The sequence below is a fragment of the Marinitoga arctica genome (assembly GCF_054657315.1).
This window is the reverse complement of sequence record NZ_BAAHYY010000030.1, coordinates 12,672-29,267: the sequence shown is the minus strand read 5'-3', so window position 1 is coordinate 29,267 and position 16,596 is coordinate 12,672. Positions and strand designations below refer to the sequence as shown.

Sequence of the window (16,596 nt, the reverse complement as noted above, 5' to 3'; positions counted from 1 at the left end):
TATATATTTAAAAGAATTATTTTGTTAGAAAATAATAAAATTATTTTTAAATATGCAGTAGAAAACATAGGTTATAAAATTTTTAGAGGTTTTTTGGCATTTCATGGTTTAATTGCAATAGATGAAAGTTCAGAAATATCAATAGATGTAAGCAGAGTATTAAATGTTCATGAGAGTAAATTCCTTGGTAAAGCTGAAACAATTTGTAATTATCCTGAATATAATAATTATAAAATTAATAAATTTTTGCCTAAAATATCAAAGAATACAGAGAAATTTTATTTGTTAGATAAGATTAATTCAGCAGGTCTTACACTTAATCATAATAAACTACTATATAAAATGAATTTTGAAAATATTCCGTATTTTGGTATATGGAAAAATGAAGGGGGCTTTAAAGGAGAATGCAACTGTGCTTTGGAGCCGTCAAATGGTTTTTATGATTCTTTAATTATAGCTAAAAAATACAATAAATACATTACGTTAAAACCTCATGAAAAAAAAAGTTGGGAGTTAGAAATTGAATTAATTAATTTAACTTAGTTTTATTAAAATAAATTTTAAATGTAGTTCCAATCATCCATTTTGAATCATATTCAATTTTATATCCTGCAAGTTCGCATAAATATTTAACTATAGCAAGTCCTAAACCAGAACCTTTAGCATATTTTTTAGCATCTACCCCCCTGTAAAATCTTTCAAAAATCCTTGACTTTTCATTATCTCTAATTCCTATTCCATTATCCTTTATTACTATTTTATCCTCATCTATTGTAATATTTATTACAGAATTATTATGTGAATACTTGATAGAATTAGAAACTAAGTTTCTAATTATTGTATAAACAATAAATGGATCTCCAGTTATATATTCAATATTTGACTGAAATTTAATTTTTATATTTTTGCTTTTTATCTTACTTTCTAGATCATTTTTAACTTCTTTAATTAAATTGTTTGGGTCAAATATTTCTGTTTTAATCATATAATTTCCAAATTCAGCCATAGAAAGTAAAGTTAATTGATCTAAGATCCTTTCTATTTTTTTTATTGCATTTTTAGTTTTTTTTATAAATTTCATATAATTAGAATCATTTATTATGTCTTCTAACAAAAATATATTTCCTTTTGCTACAGAAAGGGGTGTTCTTAATTCGTGAGATATTGATGTAATAAAATCAGCTTTTACTTGTTTTAATAGTTCTTTTTCAGTTTTGTCTTCAATAATTAAAATTTCATCTTTACTTAAATAATTAATTTTACAAAATTTACTAGTACCTTGAAAAAAATATATAGTAGTTTCTATAAAAAAATCTTCTTTTTTTAGAATATTATCAATAAATAAATCAATTTCATTAAATGTAATAACACTAATAATTTCGCTATTTTTTTTAAATCCATAAGATTTAGCTATAGCGTTGCTTTTTTCAATTTTAATTTTATTTAGTTTTATAACCATTTCGTTAATGTAATCAAATGCTCTATCCATTTTTCTCCCCTATATTATCAGCATATTTGTTGAATTTATATCCCAAATTTCTAATTGTTTTTATCCAATTTTTTCCAATTTTAGATCTAATCATACTTATATGTACATCTATAACTCTGTCTGTAATGAAATCATCGTCATGCCAAACTTTGTCAATAATATCACTTCTAGTAAATATTTTTTCAGGATTTTTAGATAATAATAATAAAATCTCAAATTCTTTTGCTGTTAAATCGATTATTTCACCTTTATATTTTATTGTATAATTATCTGAAAAAATTTCCAAATTTCCAAATTGTAATTTTTCATCTTCGTTCTTTAATCTTTTTAATAAAGCTCTAACTCGAGCAATTACTTCACGTGGATTAAAAGGTTTAGTAATATAATCATCTGCCCCATTTTCTATTCCAAATATTTTATCTCTGTCTGTATTTTTTGCAGAAATTATTATTATTCCAGTATTTCTGTTTTTAGTTCTAATAAAAGGTAAGATATCAACCGATTCCCCATCTGGAAGCATAACATCTAATAATATGATATCTACATTATTTTTATTTAAAAATTTATTCATTTGATTAATCGTTTCTACTTCATAGACATCATATTTTTCTATTTCTAAATATATTCTTAAAATGTCTCTAATATCTTTATCATCCTCAACAATTAAAATAGATGCCATTTTTTTCCTCCTATAAGAAACTTGTAATTTTTTCTCCTTTTTCAATATATACGATTTCTTCGCATAAATTGGTTACTTGATCAGAGACCCTTTCAATATCTCTTGCTATTAATGCATAAGGTATTATAAGATTTTCATCATATTTACCAGATTTAAAATTATTTAAAATTTCTTTTCTAATTTGAATTTCAAGATTATCAATAATGGTATCTTTTTTCCATATTTCAATTGCTAATTCGATATTTCTTTCATTAAATGATTTAAATACTTCTTTTAACATCTCTAATGAAAATCCAATCATTTTTAACATATCTTCACTTAATATAGCCGAAATATTATTATTTTTAAATTCAAAAACTTTTTGTGCAATATTACAAGAAAGATCTCCAATTCTTTCAAGATTATTAGAGAATTTAATCATCGTTATTATATATCTTAATTCTTTAGCTAAAGGATTATATCTTGCAATTATCTGATATACTTCATCTTCGATTTTTCTATTGATTTCATCAATCTTATCATCTAAATCTATAACTCTTTTAGCTAAAGTTTCATCATTATTTTCTAAGGATTTAATTGCCATATTAAATGATTCTAATATTAATGATAACATTTTTGATATGTCCGCTTTTAATATTAATATTTCATTTTCAAAATGGTGTACATTTTGCATAATCTAACCTCCATTATCCTATTCTACCATTTAAATAATCTTCAGTTAATTGTTTTTTTGGTGATTTTACAATATCAGATGTTAATCCGGATTCAATTAAATCACCTTGATACATAAAGTATAAATAATCAGAGATCCTTATAGCTTGAGAGAGATTATGAGTTACTATAATTATAGTATATTTTTCAACTAATTCTTCAAGTAATCTTTCTATTCGTTGTGTTGCTATTGGATCTAATGCAGATGTTGGTTCATCTAATAAAATAATTTCAGGATCAATCGCTATAGCCCTGGCAATAACCAACCTTTGTTGTTGCCCTCCAGATAATTCGTTTGCAGATTTATGTAATTCATCTTTAACTTCATCCCATAAAGCTGCTTGCTTTAATGATTTTTCTACAATTTCATCAATTTTATTTTTGTTTTTTATACCATGGATTTTTAGACCAAAAGCAACATTTTCATAAATGGACATTGGAAAGGAAACTGGTTTTTGAAAAACCATACCTACTTTTTTCCTGTAAATAGTCAAGTCTAAATCATTATCATAAATATTTTTCCCTTCAAAAATTATTTCTCCAGAAGTTTTATAATTTGGTATTTCATCATTAATTCTATTAATACTTCTTAATAATGTTGACTTTCCACAACCCGAAGGACCTATGATAGCACTAATCTTATTTTTTTTAAAATCAATATTTATATTTTTTAAAGCTTGTTTTTCACCATACCATGCATTAAAGTTCTTTACTTTTATTATATCATCATTTTTAGAAAAACTATTACTTCGCATTTAATTTCCTCCTTAATCTAAAAGCTATAGAATATATCAAAAGCACTAATATCATCAAAAAAGAGGCTGTTCCTTTTGCCATCCATTGTGCATTATCTCCGTAAGCCATCGCAATGTTATAAATATGTGTTGGTAATGTCATAACAGGATCCTTAATAGATTTTGGCATATGAGTGGAGTAAAATACTGCTGCTGTTAATAATACTGGTGCAGTTTCACCCATTACTCTTCCAGCACCTATTAATATAGCAGTTATTATTCTAGATTTTGCAGCAGGTATTATAATCTTATAAATAACCTCAGTTTTTTTTGCGCCTAATGCATATGCTGATTCTCTCATGGTATTAGGTATTGCCATTAATGCTTCTCGGGTGGCTGAAGAGATTATAGGTAATGACATTACAGATAATGTTAAAGCCCCTGAAATTAATGATGTCCCAAATCCCATTGTTATTGAAAATAATGCCAGTCCAAATAAACCATAAACAATTGAAGGTACCCCGGATAAAGAGGTTATAGCTATATCTAATAATCTACCAATTTTATTATTTCCATATTCAGACAAAAATATTCCTGTTATAACACCAAAAGGTATAGAAATTATCAAAGTTAGCGATAATAAATATAATGTTCCAATAGTAGCAGGAAATATTCCACCTTCTGTCATCATGTTTTTTGGAAATTGAGTAAAAAAATCTATAGAAAAATATCTTATTCCATCTAAAATTACAAATACAAAAATAAAAACAATAACAAAAAAAGTTATATAACTTATAAATCTGAAAATAAAAGATATTGTTTTATCTTTTCTCATCTGCTCCATCTCCTTGAAAGTCTTTTAGAAACTAAAGTAAGGATAAAAGAAATAATTAAAAGTACAAATCCAGAAACAAACAATGCAGAATAATGAATGCTACCAATTTCAACTTCACCCATCTCACTTGCTATAGCGACGGTCAAAGGTCTAACAGGATCAAAAATAGAAAGAGGTAACATATTTGCTCCACCAGCAGCCATTAATACAACCATAGTTTCACCTATTATTCTATTTATTGTTAAAATTGCTGCATTAAATATTCCTGGTAAAGCAGCTTTTGAAACTATTCTAAAACCAGCTATAAATCTTGTAGATCCTAATGCTAATGCACCTTCTTTAAGACTATTATCAATAGAGCTCATAGCTTCTTCCATCAAAGATGCTGTATATGGTAAAGAAAGAATAGTTAATCCTATGGAGGCTAACAAAACATTTTCTGCAGACCATGCACCTATTTCCAGCATCCATGGTGAAATATAAATTATTAAAAACATACCAATGATTACTGAAGGAACTCCTGATAATAAGTCTATAGAAGATTTCATCATTTTTTTCTCAGATTCAATTGCATAATCATACATAAAAAATGCTACTATATATCCAAGAGGTAAAACTATTAATGATGAAATAATTGTTAATATAATAGAGTTTATAAGCATTGTTAGAATTCCAAAAGCTGGTGGATCATATGTTGGATACCAGTCAAAACCTGTAAATATCTCCATACCAGCTTCTTTTAAAGCTGGTATGGATTCTTTTATTACAAACCCAAATATTGATATTAAAGCTATTATACCTGTTAAAGCTATTGTTTTTATTATAATGGAATTTAATTTATGTTTTAACTCTCTCAATTAGAACACTCCTTTTTAGAATCCGTATGCTGCTATATAACCTGCCCTTTCCGCTAATTCTTGTCCTTTTTTAGATAATCCAAATGTTATATATTCTTTTATAATGCCACTTTCTGGCCATCCATTTGTTACATCTATAAACATATATAATGGTCTTGAAATAGGATATTTTGCATTTAAAATGTTTAATTTTGTAGGTTCTACACCCTCAACTTTTAAAACTTTTACACTATTAGTTACATAACCAACACCTACATAAGCAATTGCATAAGGATTTCTTGACACTTGATCAATTTCAAATTGTGTGGACTCTACCATCTTTACTGTTGGAGCCATTCTTTCTCCACTTAAAACCTTTTTTTCAAAGGTTTCAAAGGTCCCTGATGCTGTATTTCTTGAATAAATTACAATTCTCTTTTTTGGCAAGTTTGAACTCACTTGATTCCATGTTCTTAGTTTACCAGTATATATGCCTTTTAACGTTTCAAGAGATATATTTTCAATACCTAATTTTGGATTAACTATTATAGCAATTCCATCATAAGCGATAACGATAGGAGCAAAATATTTTCCTTCTTCATTCATTTTTTTGATTTCTTTACCTTTTAAAAATCTACTAGCATTTGCTATGTCTGTAGTGTTATTAAACAACGCAGCAATTCCTGTGGATGAGCCAGCACCTTCAAGAGTAATTTCTAAATCAGGTTTGATCTTTTTCAATTCTTCAATCCAAAGTTGTGCAATTGGAAAAATAGTATTTGACCCTTTAACAACTAATTTCTCAGAAAAAGATAAAACTAATAAACACATTAATAAACCAACTAATAAAATTTTTTTCATAAATTTCTACCTCCTATTTTTATTTTTACAAGCACATTATATTATTTTTTGTTTTTCTATATATTTATAAATATTAAGAAATATTAAGTTTATTAAGATGAATTTTGTGGTATAATATAATTAGCAATACAAATTATATTATGGAGGTGTATATATGAAAAATTTTGTTTTTTATAATCCAACTAAATTGATTTTTGGAGAAGGAACTATAAATAGAATTGGTGAAGAAATCAAAAAATTTGGTCTCAAAAAAGTTTTATTGCATTATGGTGGAGGTTCTATAAAAAAGAATGGAGTATATGAACAAGTTGTAAATTCTTTAAAAGAAAATGGTATTGAATGGGTGGAAATTTCTGGAGTAAAGCCTAATCCTAGATTATCTAAAGTGTATGAAGGAATTAAAATAGCAAAAGAAAATGATGTTGAAGGAATTTTAGCAGTTGGTGGTGGAAGTGTAATAGATTCATCTAAAGCTATAGCCGGAGGGTTTTATTATGATGGTGATGTTTGGGATGCGTATTCTGGGAAGCATGTTATAAATAAGGCTTTACCATTATTTACTGTTTTGACATTATCTGCAACTGGTTCTGAAATGAATGGTAATTCTGTAATAACAAATGAAGAAACAAAGCAAAAGTGGGCCACACATTCTGAAAAATTATATCCAAAAGTTTCAATTATTGATCCTGTAGCTCAATTTTCATTACCAGCAAAACAAACTGTTAATGGAGCAGTTGATGCAATAAGTCATGTCATGGAATATTATTTTGATGGAACAAAAAATACTGAAATTCAAGATCAAATCGCTGAAGGTATAATTAGAACTGTTATATTAAGTACTGAAATATTATTAAAAAATCCTAAAGACTATAATGCAAGAGCAAATTTAGCTTGGAGTGCTACATTGGCTTTAAATGGATTACTAAAAGCTGGTTCTAATGGTGGTGATTGGTCAAGTCATGCCTTGGAACATTCTGTTTCTGCTTTATTTGATATAGCTCATGGTGAGGGATTAGCTATTATATTTCCTGCATGGTTAGAATATGTAAAAAATGAATATATTGAAAAGTTTGATAGATTTGCTAAAGAAATATTCAATATTGATACTGGGAACGCATCTATAGATGCTGATTTAGGTATTCAAGCACTGAAAGAATGGTATAAAAGAATAGGACAACCTATATCTTTAAAAGAAATTGGGGCAACAGAAAAAGATATTGAAAGATTGGTAGAAAATGCTGTTCAAAGTAGTCCTATGGGCAAACTAAAAAAGTTAGAGGAAAAAGAAATTAAAGAAATATACAATATAGCTTTAAAAAACAAATGACACCTTCACAGGTGCCATTTGTTTTTTAATCTTTAATTTCAGCAATATAGTTTCCTGATAAAACCAATATTACACCAGAAATTGTAAGTAAATTAGGATAATTTTTTAGCATAATAGCATCGGCAATAAGAGTTACAATTGGTATAAAGAAAATTCCATTAGTTGTAGTTTTTGCTCCAGCAAGTCTAATAGCTTTATTCCACCATATATAACCTAAAGCAGTACAAAAAACGCTTAAGAAAATAAAGGCGATTATAATTTTGGGTTGAAGCCATAGTTGAAATAATGGACATGTTCCATTACCTTTTAATTCTAAAAAGACAAATGGAAGAAAAAACAACATCCCATAAAAGTTTAAATCTTTAGTAATAATTAAATTTTCATGATGGTGTAATTTTTCAATAAAATAAGTATAAAAAATCCACGAGAATGAGGCTCCAAACATTAATAAATCTCCAATAGGATTAAGTTTTAAAATAAATTTTCCGTTCAACACAATAAGAGAAACTCCTAAAAAAGCAAGAAATGTGCCCAAATATCTCAATTTATGCGAAAAAGATTTCTTTAAGATATCAGAAAAAAATAAATACATTATTGGTGTTGCAGATATTATTAAAGATCCATTGGTAGCTGTAGTATACTGTAAGGCCGAGTTTTCAAACAAAAAATATGCAGTAACTCCAAAAAAACCAGATAACATTACATATATTAATTCATTTTTTGAATATTTTATTTCTTTTCGTATAAAGAACATAAGAATTGATGTGGATATAAAAAATCTTAAAAAGGCAGCAGTTATAGGTGGTATAGTTTGAACTATTATTTTTGTTGCAACAAACGAAATTCCCCAGAATAGAACAGTTATTAACATATAAAATATTCCTAAGCTTTTATTTGTCAAAATACCACCCCTCATTATATATTAAGAAATATATTTTAATAAATAAACATTGAATCACCAAAAGAAAAAAATCTATATTTCTCTTTAACTGCAATTTTATATGCATCCATTATAAAATTATATTCTCCAAATGCAGCAACTAACATTAATAGAGTTGATTTTGGTAAATGAAAATTAGTAATTAAAGCATCAATTAATTTAAATTCATATGGAGGGTAAATGAAAATATCAGTTGTTCCCATATATGAACTTTGTTTTGGTAGATTAGCAATTGTTTCTAATGTTCTTACGACAGTGGTTCCAACACTGATAATTCTTCCATTATTTCTTTTATATTCATTAATTTTATTTACAGTTTTTTCAGGTACTTCATAATATTCTTCATGCATTTTATGTTCTTCTATTTTATTAACTTTTACTGGTCTAAAAGTTCCAAGTCCTACGTGTAATGTAACTTCAACAAATTCAATGCCTTTATTTTCTATATTTTCTAACAATTTTTTTGTAAAATGCAAACCTGCTGTTGGAGCAGCAACAGCACCTTGAATTTTAGCATATTCTGTTTGATATCTTTCTTTAGGTCCATTATAATTTTTTATATATGGAGGTAGAGGTAAATTACCTATATTTTCAATTTCTTTCCAAACATCTTTATCAGAAAAAAAACGTATGATTCTAGAACCATCAGAATTATGCTGGAGGATTTTAGCGTATAAGTTATCAGAGAATTTTATTTCAGCACCTGTTTTTAATTTTGAACCAGGTTTTACAAGTGCTTTCCATGTATTTTCTTCATGAGTTTTTTCTAGTAATAATACTTCAACATTAGCACCTGTGATTTTTTTTCCATATAATCTTGCAGGAATAACTTTAGTATTATTAATTACCAATAAATCTCCTGGATGTAAATAATCAATTATATTTCTAAAAATCTTATGTTCTATACTTTTTTTCGTCCTATTCAAAATCATTAATTTAGAAGAATCGCGTGGTTCAGCAGGTTTTTGGGCAATATATTTTTCAGGTAATTCATAATAAAAATCATCTACATTATATAAAGGCTTTCGCATCATAACCTCCTATGCATTAGCTCTAATAGTTAATATATCTCCATCTTTTACAATTTCTTCTTTTCCGGCAAGTCTCCACAATCCAGCTTTTTTAACTTCTTCTTCTGATCCTAACTTGATTAAATCTTCATAATGCATAACTTCTGCTTTAACAAATCCTTTTTCTAAATCCGAGTGAATTTTACCAGCAGCTTTTTTCATAGTTGTTCCTTTATTAATAGTCCATGCTCTAACTTCATCTTCTCCTACTGTAAAGAATGTAATTAATCCTAAATGATCATATACAACTTTTGATAACCTAGCAATTCCTGGCCTCTCAATACCTAATTCTTTCATAAATTCTTCTTTTTCATCTGGCTCAAGTTCTATTAAATCAGCTTCAATTTTTCCAGAAATTTCAATATATGCAAAATTTTCTTCTTCACAAATTTGAATTAAATCTTTTTTATTAGGATAATCATAATTTATTAATTGATTTTCATCAACGTTTACAACAACAATAATAGGCTTTAATGTAAACAATGCTAATGAGCTAATTAGTTTTTTGTCTTCATCATTTAATTCTATTTTTGAAGCAAATTTTCCATCTTCTAAAACAGGTTTGATTTCTTCCAATATTTTAACCTGTCTTTCTTCTTCTTTAGTTGGTTTTTTCTTTTTATTTTGTTCAATTAACCTATTTAATCTATTTTCTACAACTTCTAAATCTCTTATAATCATTTCAGTTTTTAAAGTTTCAAGTTGATCAATAGGAGATTCAGCTCCTTCTGGAAATGGTACAGAACCATTTTCAAATGCTCTAATAACAAGAATAATAGAATCAACAGTTTGAATCATTTGTAAAATTCTATTTTTTTCTTTTCTATCTGCAGAAGTATTATAACTTGGAATATCTATAAAATTTAATGTTGCACGAACTGTTTTCTTTGGATTATACATTTTTGCTAATTTTTCTATTCTTTCATCCATTACATTTGCAACTCTTTCTTCAGCTTCTTGTTTATAACTTCCGTCATATGGTTTATTTGTTAGTAATGAAAATATTGTAGTTTTTCCAGTTAAAGGTAACCCCAAAATTCCAATTTTCATGTTAATTCCTCCTTTAAATTTTCAAAAACGTCAACATATTTTTTCCCAACTGGTATAATTTCAATATCTCTAAATTTAATATTGTCATTATTATAAAACAAATGTATTTCTAATCGTTCTTCAGGCATATAATAATCAAGCCTTTCTGACCATTCTATTAAGTATATTCCATCTTGATCTTCAAATAGCCCAACATATGGTATTTCTTCAGGATCAGAAAGTCTATATAAATCAGCATGATAAACATTTGTAGAATTCTCATATATCCTCACCAAAGCAAATGTCGGTGAGGTTACATTTATATTATTATCATTAAATAAGCTTTTTATAAAACCTTTAGTAAATGTAGTTTTTCCAGTACCTAAATCTCCATATAATAAAATAATCATTCCATGGAAAGAATATTTAGCTATTTTGTCAGCAATATCTAATAACTTATATTTGTCGATTTTATCCAGCCTTTTGATCTTAAAACTGCCTCCTTCCAGATATAATAATTTTTTTCTAATTTCTCATTATTTTTTGGCATTATCTTTATACCTGAAAATTGCAAATTTTTTATGTCATTAATAGTAAGATTTTTTGAACCAATTGCTGCCATAAAAGCTGCTCCTAAAGCAGTTATTTCTTGAAATTTTGGAACAAATATCTCAGCATTAATTAAATCACTTTGTATTTCCATTAAAAGTTTATTCTTAGTAGCTCCTCCATCAACATTCATCTTTTTTATTTTTGTCCATACTGCTTCTTGCATAGAATCGATAACATCTCTTACACTATATGCAACAGACTCTAAAGCTGCCCTAATAATATTCTCTTTTTTAGTTGCTCGTGTTAACCCTATAATTAACCCTCTAGCATCGGAATCCCAATATGGAGTGCCAAGACCGCTTAATGCAGGAACTATATAAACACCGCCATTATCAATATCTTTTGAATATTCTTCAAGTTCATTATAATCATTAATTATTTCAATATCTTTTAACCATTTAAAAAATGCACCAACAGTAAAAATACTACCTTCAAGAGAATAAATAACATCATTCCCTATTTTCCAACCAATAGAGGTTAACAATCCAGGATGAGGTTTTGGTGGAGTAGTCCCCGAATTCATTAAAACAAATGCGCCAGTACCATAAGTGCACTTTGAATCACCAATCTCAAAGGCTCTTTGACCAAATAATGCTGATTGCTGATCACCAATCATACCATAAATTTTAGGCCCAAATTTTGTTTTAAATCCTCCTTCAATTGCAGTTCCAACAATTTCAGGTAAAACATCTATTGAAATTCCAAAAGTTTTTAAAATTTCATCATCCCATTGGAGTGTGTGAATATTCATTAATTGAGTTCTTGAGGCATTTGATACATCAGTAACATGATGCCCGGTAAGTTTGAAAGTTAGCCATGATTCCATAGTTCCAACTTTTAAATTACCATTATTATATGCTTCTTTAACTTCAGGCACATTTTCCAACATCCATAAAATTTTAGAACCTGAGAAATATGGATCTTTTACCAAGCCGGTTTTTCTTTTTATCTCACTCCAGAATTCAGCTTGAAATCTATTAAGCAATTCATCAGTTCTTCTGCATTGCCATACAATAGCATTTGTTAAAGGTTTTCCAGTTTTTTTATTCCAAGCAACAACAGTTTCTCTTTGATTTGTTATTCCTATTCCAATAATGTTATCCCAGCTGATATTATTTCTTTCAACTACTTCAATCATACTTTCTTCCGTTTTAAAATATAATTCTTCAGCATCTTGTTCAACCCATCCTGGCTTTGGATAAATCATATTTATTTCTTTTTGAGAGAAATCTATTAAATTAAAATTTTCATCAAATAACAAAGTCCTTGTACTGCTTGTTCCTTCATCAATAGCTAAATAGTAACTCATAATTATTCCCCCCTATATAACAATATTTATGTTATTACATTATATTATATCATAGTATAGAATATTTTTTTATAATAAAATTTGACTTTTTTTATCGAATTTGATATAATAATTTAAATTGGATATAAAAAGTATGAATTATTGTTTTTTATTTGTGATAAAATTCATAAAGGAGGGAAAGTATGATTGATATGGTAATTGGTGGAACACCAATAATAACATTATCAAAAATTTTAGAGCCAAATAAAATTTTCATAAAACTCGAAAAAAATAATTTATCCGGAAGTGTAAAAGATAGGGCAGCTTATTTTATGATTAGAAAAGCAGAAATAGATGGTGTATTAAACGAAGAAAAGAATATAATAGTTGAACCTACGAGTGGAAATACAGGGATAGCTTTAGCTGCTATAGGTAAAAATAGAGGTTATAGGGTAATATTAACTATGCCTGAAAGTATGAGTGTGGAAAGAAGAAAAATTCTTGAGAAATATGGTGCAGAGTTAATTCTAACTTCAGCCGAAAAAGGAATGAAAGGGTCTATTGAAAAAGCAATTGAAATTAAAGAAAATGAAAAAGCTTTTATGCCAAATCAATTTGATAACCCAGCAAATGTTTTAGCGCATGAATTAACAACAGGTCCGGAAATACTAAAACAAATGGATTATAATTTAGATATTTTTGTAGCTGGTGTTGGTACTGGTGGAACAGTAAGTGGAGTTGGAAAGGTTTTAAAGAAATTTTTTAAAGATAAAGTAAAAATAGTTGCAGTCGAGCCGAAAAATTCAGCTGTTATTTCAGGTAAAGAACCTGGAAAACATAAAATTCAAGGGATTGGAGCAGGATTTATACCTAAAAATTTAGACGTTACTATATTAGATGAGGTAATCACAATACAAGATGAGGAAGCATTTGAAATGCAAGATATTTTAGCTAAGAAAGAAGGTTTATTTGTAGGAATTTCAGCTGCTGCAAACGTTTTGGCAGCAATTAAATTAGTACAAAAATATCCTGAAAAAAAGATTGTAACAGTTGCACCAGATTTTGGAGAAAAATATTTGAGTTTGATTTAAAAACTTCCAAACAAATGCCGGGTTCTTAAACCGGGTATTTTTATTTGTATGACAAATTGCTTTTTACTTTGACACTATTATTTCCAGAAGGAAATCAAAACATTGTAATATTCTAAAAAACAGCTATTGTTAATTTTTTGTTAATTTCACAAGTGTCACTACACGATTAAATTTTGGGTCTGTCAAAAATTCTGTGTAAATTGGTAATAGTTTATTAATAGTAATTATTATAAAATATTAGTAAATATATATTTTTTCTTAGATTTTAAAAAGTTTTATTTACTTTGTGAAATTTCAAAGTAAATATATAGATTGAAATACAAGTTCTATTTTTTTATAAAAGGATAAAAAAATAAATTAATCTTTTGAATTTTTTTGTAGGTTTATTGATATTTGATTTATGCATAAAATTTTCAAGAAAATATGGAACTATAGGAATGTATTATAATAAAATGGCGTCTACAAAAATTGTAGACGCTTTCTAAAATGTAGTTTAAATGTGAATTGCCCAACCTTCTATTCCTCTAAATGCCTCCATAATACCTTCAGAAAGTGTAGGGTGCGCATGTATCATTTTTGAAATATCTTCAGGTAATAATTCGGAATTTTTGGCAAGTAATACTTCATGAATCAATTCTGTAGCTTCTGCACCAATTAGATGAGCCCCTAAAATTTCATTTGTTTTTTTGTCTGTTAATATTTTAATAAATCCATCAGATTTTTCTATAGCAACAGATTTCCCAACGCCTCTGTATGGGAAAGAAAATTTATTATAATTAATATTTTTTTCTTTTAACTTTTCTTCGGTATAACCAAAACTTGCTATTTGAGGTTCTGAATATATAGCAGATGGTATTTTATAAATATCGACAAATTTTTCAGTAGCATGTCCAGCAATATGTTCAACAACAATTTCTCCTTCTTTTGAAGCTACATGGGCTAATTGTGGGGTCTTTACAATATCTCCAATTGCATAAATGTTATCAACAGTAGTTTTATAATAATCACCAACTTTTATAAAGCCTTTTTCCAATTCAATACCAACTTTCTCCAAACCAATGTTTTCAGTATTTGGGGTTCTTCCAATAGCAACTAAAATTTTTTCAACTTCTATAATATCTTTTTCATTAAGTTCAATTTTTAATGAATTATCAGTTTTTTCAATAATCTTTGATTTAGTTGATGTGTAAATTTTAATTCCTCTTTTTTTATATATTTTTGCCAAGTGTTGTGCAATTTCTAAATCTTCTGTTGGTAAAATTCTGTCTAAAATTTCTATTATATGAACTTCAACTCCAAAAGAGTTCATTATATATCCAAATTCAACTCCTATAACACCACTACCTATAATAGCGATTGATTTAGGTAATTTTTTTAACATTAAAGCGCCATTTGAACTTAATATTCGATCCTCATCTATTTCAAATCCTGGAATTGATTTCGGCCTTGAACCTGTTGCTAATAATATATTTTTAGCAGTATATACTTTTTCATTTACCTTTATTTCATTCATGCTAATTAATTCCCCAAAACCCTGGATTAAATCAATGTTATTTTTTTTCAATAAAAATTGAACACCTTTGGATAAGGTTTCCGCAGCTTTTCTTGATTTTTCAAATACTTTTTCATAATCAAAATTATCTAAATTAATTTTTATTCCCATATATTCTAATTCTTTTATTCTTGAAAAAGTTTCCGCTTGATGTATTAAAGATTTAGACGGTATACAACCTATATTTAAACAAACTCCACCAACTTTATCTTTTTCTATTATTGCTGTCTTTAATCTAAGTTGTGCGGCTCTAATAGCAGCAACATATCCACCTGGTCCTGAACCTAAAACAATTAAATCATAATTCATAGTATCACCTCAAAGTATTGCTAAAATTGGATTTTCTAAAGTATTTTTTAAATCTTTCATAAATGTAGCAGCAACTGCTCCATCTATTACTCTATGATCTGAAGATAAAGTCATTTTCATAATAGGTTTTATCATTATTTCTTTATTTTCAACTATTGGTGTTTCTTTTATCATACCGATGGCTAAAATAGCTGATGCCGGAGGATTAATTATTGCGGTAAATTCATCTATTCCAAATGAACCAAGATTACTAATTGTAAATGTGGCATTTGAATATTCCTCAGGTTCTAATTTATTATTTTTAGCTTTATCAATTAAATCTTTTAATTCATTTTCTATTTGCATAATACCTTTTTTATCAGCATTTCTAACCACTGGAGTAATGAGTCCATCTGTTTGAGCTACAGCAATGGCTATATCAACTCTTCCAAATTCTATGATCTTATCATTTTGTAATGATGAATTTATCCTTTTGTGTTTCTTTAATGTATTAGCAATTAATTTTATTAAAAATGCATTCATAGAAATTTTTTCATTAAGAGTATTATTAATTTGTTTTCTGCTTTCTAAAATGTTCTCCATATTTATGCTAATAGTTAAGTAAAAATGCGGTGAAGTGTATTTTGAAGCGGATAATCTTTCACCTATTATTCTGCGTTTATCTGATAATGGAATAATAATATCTTCATCATTGTTTAGTGAAATAGTTGGAGTTTCATAAGTTTTTACTAGTAATTTATAGTTTTCAATATCTCTTTTTATTATTCTTCCACCTGGGCCTGATCCTTTTACATTTGATAGATCAATATTTTTCATCAAAGCTAATTTTTTTGCTAAAGGTGATATTTTAATTTTATCTAAATTATAAATATTATTATTTATTTCTTTTTCATTATTAATTTTTTTAGAACTTTCCTTTTTTGTAATTTCAATCTCTTTCTCTTTTGTTTTAGTAATATTTTCATTTAATAAATCAGATATATCTTCACCTGGTTCTCCAAATATAGCAATAGGTTCTCCTACTCCAGCTTTGCCACCTTCAGGTACTAATATTTTTAATAGAGTACCTTCTTCCATAGCTTCATATTCCATAGTAGTTTTATCTGTTTCGACTTCGCAAAGAACATCTCCTTCTGTGAAAGATTCGTTTTCTTTTTTTATCCAATTTATAATAGTGCCTTTTTCCATTGTTGGAGATAAGGCAATCATTAGTAATTTTTCAGCCATAATATC

Annotated in this window: 16 protein-coding genes and 1 pseudogene; 3 read left to right on the top strand and 14 right to left on the bottom strand. The window is 27.3% G+C overall.

Annotation, left to right across the window (positions count from 1 at the left end; all coding sequences use genetic code 11):
- Nucleotides 1-543, top strand: a pseudogene (locus ACYQ44_RS08455) (hypothetical protein); the annotation flags it as partial.
- On the opposite strand, the gene ACYQ44_RS08450 reads toward ACYQ44_RS08455, so the two are convergent.
- Genes ACYQ44_RS08450 through ACYQ44_RS08420 form a run of 7 tightly spaced genes read right to left on the bottom strand, consistent with a single transcriptional unit; the run spans nucleotide 530 to nucleotide 6,145 of the window.
- Nucleotides 530-1,489 carry a sensor histidine kinase gene (locus tag ACYQ44_RS08450; RefSeq protein ID WP_459996557.1) on the bottom strand — a complete coding sequence of 320 codons (960 nt, stop codon included), beginning with the start codon at nucleotides 1,487-1,489 and terminating at the stop codon, nucleotides 530-532. The pseudogene ACYQ44_RS08455 and the gene ACYQ44_RS08450 overlap by 14 nt on opposite strands.
- Nucleotides 1,482-2,168: a response regulator transcription factor gene (locus tag ACYQ44_RS08445; protein WP_459996556.1), complete on the bottom strand. Its 687-nt coding sequence runs from the start codon at nucleotides 2,166-2,168 to the stop codon at nucleotides 1,482-1,484. Before ACYQ44_RS08445 ends, ACYQ44_RS08450 begins: the two co-directional genes overlap by 8 nt.
- 10 nt (nucleotides 2,169-2,178) lie before the next feature.
- Complete coding sequence (gene phoU / locus ACYQ44_RS08440) at nucleotides 2,179-2,841, bottom strand: phosphate signaling complex protein PhoU (protein WP_459996555.1); 663 nt, start codon at nucleotides 2,839-2,841, stop codon at nucleotides 2,179-2,181.
- A 13-nt stretch (nucleotides 2,842-2,854) separates the two neighbouring features.
- The gene (gene pstB / locus ACYQ44_RS08435; protein ID WP_459996554.1) at nucleotides 2,855-3,634 is read right to left on the bottom strand and encodes a phosphate ABC transporter ATP-binding protein PstB; all 780 of its coding nucleotides are present in this window, start codon (nucleotides 3,632-3,634) and stop codon (nucleotides 2,855-2,857) included.
- The gene (pstA, locus tag ACYQ44_RS08430) at nucleotides 3,624-4,448 is read right to left on the bottom strand and encodes a phosphate ABC transporter permease PstA (protein ID WP_459996553.1); all 825 of its coding nucleotides are present in this window, start codon (nucleotides 4,446-4,448) and stop codon (nucleotides 3,624-3,626) included. The genes pstB and pstA overlap by 11 nt, the downstream gene beginning before the upstream one ends.
- Nucleotides 4,445-5,305 (bottom strand): PstC family ABC transporter permease, encoded by an 861-nt coding sequence (locus ACYQ44_RS08425; protein ID WP_459996552.1) that lies wholly within the window; start codon nucleotides 5,303-5,305, stop codon nucleotides 4,445-4,447. The genes pstA and ACYQ44_RS08425 overlap by 4 nt, the downstream gene beginning before the upstream one ends.
- Before the next feature lie 15 nt (nucleotides 5,306-5,320).
- Nucleotides 5,321-6,145, bottom strand: a complete 825-nt coding sequence (locus tag ACYQ44_RS08420) for a phosphate ABC transporter substrate-binding protein PstS family protein (protein WP_459996551.1) — start codon at nucleotides 6,143-6,145, stop codon at nucleotides 5,321-5,323.
- A gap of 154 nt (nucleotides 6,146-6,299) precedes the next feature.
- On the opposite strand from ACYQ44_RS08420, the gene ACYQ44_RS08415 reads away from it, so the two are divergent.
- Complete coding sequence (locus tag ACYQ44_RS08415; protein WP_459996550.1) at nucleotides 6,300-7,472, top strand: iron-containing alcohol dehydrogenase; 1,173 nt, start codon at nucleotides 6,300-6,302, stop codon at nucleotides 7,470-7,472.
- Between the two features lie 25 nt (nucleotides 7,473-7,497).
- Here ACYQ44_RS08415 and ACYQ44_RS08410 read toward each other — a convergent pair whose 3' ends face one another.
- From ACYQ44_RS08410 to ACYQ44_RS08390, 5 genes are read right to left on the bottom strand one after another with little or no spacing between them, the layout of a single operon-like run.
- Entirely contained in the window at nucleotides 7,498-8,373 is an 876-nt protein-coding gene (locus tag ACYQ44_RS08410; protein ID WP_459996549.1) for a DMT family transporter, read from the bottom strand.
- Between the two features lie 35 nt (nucleotides 8,374-8,408).
- Nucleotides 8,409-9,443 carry a tRNA preQ1(34) S-adenosylmethionine ribosyltransferase-isomerase QueA gene (gene queA, locus ACYQ44_RS08405; RefSeq protein WP_459996548.1) on the bottom strand — a complete coding sequence of 345 codons (1,035 nt, stop codon included), beginning with the start codon at nucleotides 9,441-9,443 and terminating at the stop codon, nucleotides 8,409-8,411.
- 9 nt (nucleotides 9,444-9,452) lie between these two features.
- Nucleotides 9,453-10,532 (bottom strand): redox-regulated ATPase YchF, encoded by a 1,080-nt coding sequence (gene ychF / locus ACYQ44_RS08400; RefSeq protein ID WP_459996547.1) that lies wholly within the window; start codon nucleotides 10,530-10,532, stop codon nucleotides 9,453-9,455.
- Nucleotides 10,529-10,921 (bottom strand): tRNA (adenosine(37)-N6)-threonylcarbamoyltransferase complex ATPase subunit type 1 TsaE, encoded by a 393-nt coding sequence (gene tsaE / locus ACYQ44_RS08395; RefSeq protein ID WP_459996546.1) that lies wholly within the window; start codon nucleotides 10,919-10,921, stop codon nucleotides 10,529-10,531. The genes ychF and tsaE overlap by 4 nt, the downstream gene beginning before the upstream one ends.
- 38 nt (nucleotides 10,922-10,959) lie before the next feature.
- Complete coding sequence (locus ACYQ44_RS08390; RefSeq protein WP_459996545.1) at nucleotides 10,960-12,432, bottom strand: FGGY family carbohydrate kinase; 1,473 nt, start codon at nucleotides 12,430-12,432, stop codon at nucleotides 10,960-10,962.
- A 182-nt stretch (nucleotides 12,433-12,614) separates the two neighbouring features.
- Here ACYQ44_RS08390 and cysK point away from each other — a divergent pair, with 182 nt between their 5' ends.
- Nucleotides 12,615-13,502: a cysteine synthase A gene (gene cysK, locus ACYQ44_RS08385; protein ID WP_459996544.1), complete on the top strand. Its 888-nt coding sequence runs from the start codon at nucleotides 12,615-12,617 to the stop codon at nucleotides 13,500-13,502.
- A gap of 493 nt (nucleotides 13,503-13,995) precedes the next feature.
- On the opposite strand, the gene lpdA is transcribed toward cysK, so the two are convergent.
- Both lpdA and ACYQ44_RS08375 read right to left on the bottom strand, forming a co-directional pair.
- The gene (gene lpdA, locus ACYQ44_RS08380; RefSeq protein ID WP_459996543.1) at nucleotides 13,996-15,363 is read right to left on the bottom strand and encodes a dihydrolipoyl dehydrogenase; all 1,368 of its coding nucleotides are present in this window, start codon (nucleotides 15,361-15,363) and stop codon (nucleotides 13,996-13,998) included.
- Between the two features lie 9 nt (nucleotides 15,364-15,372).
- A complete protein-coding gene (locus tag ACYQ44_RS08375) occupies nucleotides 15,373-16,590 on the bottom strand; it encodes a dihydrolipoamide acetyltransferase family protein (protein WP_459996542.1) in 1,218 nt (405 codons plus the stop codon).
- Between the last annotated feature and the right edge of the window lie 6 nt (nucleotides 16,591-16,596).

Bases quoted from the DNA above. Each gene is read 5' to 3' on its own strand.
- ACYQ44_RS08450 (WP_459996557.1), bottom strand. From the start codon at position 1,489: ATGGATAGAGCATTTGATTACATTAACGAAATGGTTATAAAACTAAAT.
- ACYQ44_RS08445 (WP_459996556.1), bottom strand. From the start codon at position 2,168: ATGGCATCTATTTTAATTGTTGAGGATGATAAAGATATTAGAGACATT.
- phoU (WP_459996555.1), bottom strand. From the start codon at position 2,841: ATGCAAAATGTACACCATTTTGAAAATGAAATATTAATATTAAAAGCG.
- pstB (WP_459996554.1), bottom strand. From the start codon at position 3,634: ATGCGAAGTAATAGTTTTTCTAAAAATGATGATATAATAAAAGTAAAG.
- pstA (WP_459996553.1), bottom strand. From the start codon at position 4,448: ATGAGAAAAGATAAAACAATATCTTTTATTTTCAGATTTATAAGTTAT.
- ACYQ44_RS08420 (WP_459996551.1), bottom strand. From the start codon at position 6,145: ATGAAAAAAATTTTATTAGTTGGTTTATTAATGTGTTTATTAGTTTTA.
- ACYQ44_RS08415 (WP_459996550.1), top strand. From the start codon at position 6,300: ATGAAAAATTTTGTTTTTTATAATCCAACTAAATTGATTTTTGGAGAA.
- queA (WP_459996548.1), bottom strand. From the start codon at position 9,443: ATGCGAAAGCCTTTATATAATGTAGATGATTTTTATTATGAATTACCT.
- ychF (WP_459996547.1), bottom strand. From the start codon at position 10,532: ATGAAAATTGGAATTTTGGGGTTACCTTTAACTGGAAAAACTACAATA.
- tsaE (WP_459996546.1), bottom strand. From the start codon at position 10,921: ATGATTATTTTATTATATGGAGATTTAGGTACTGGAAAAACTACATTT.
- ACYQ44_RS08390 (WP_459996545.1), bottom strand. From the start codon at position 12,432: ATGAGTTACTATTTAGCTATTGATGAAGGAACAAGCAGTACAAGGACT.
- cysK (WP_459996544.1), top strand. From the start codon at position 12,615: ATGATTGATATGGTAATTGGTGGAACACCAATAATAACATTATCAAAA.
- lpdA (WP_459996543.1), bottom strand. From the start codon at position 15,363: ATGAATTATGATTTAATTGTTTTAGGTTCAGGACCAGGTGGATATGTT.
- ACYQ44_RS08375 (WP_459996542.1), bottom strand. From the start codon at position 16,590: ATGGCTGAAAAATTACTAATGATTGCCTTATCTCCAACAATGGAAAAA.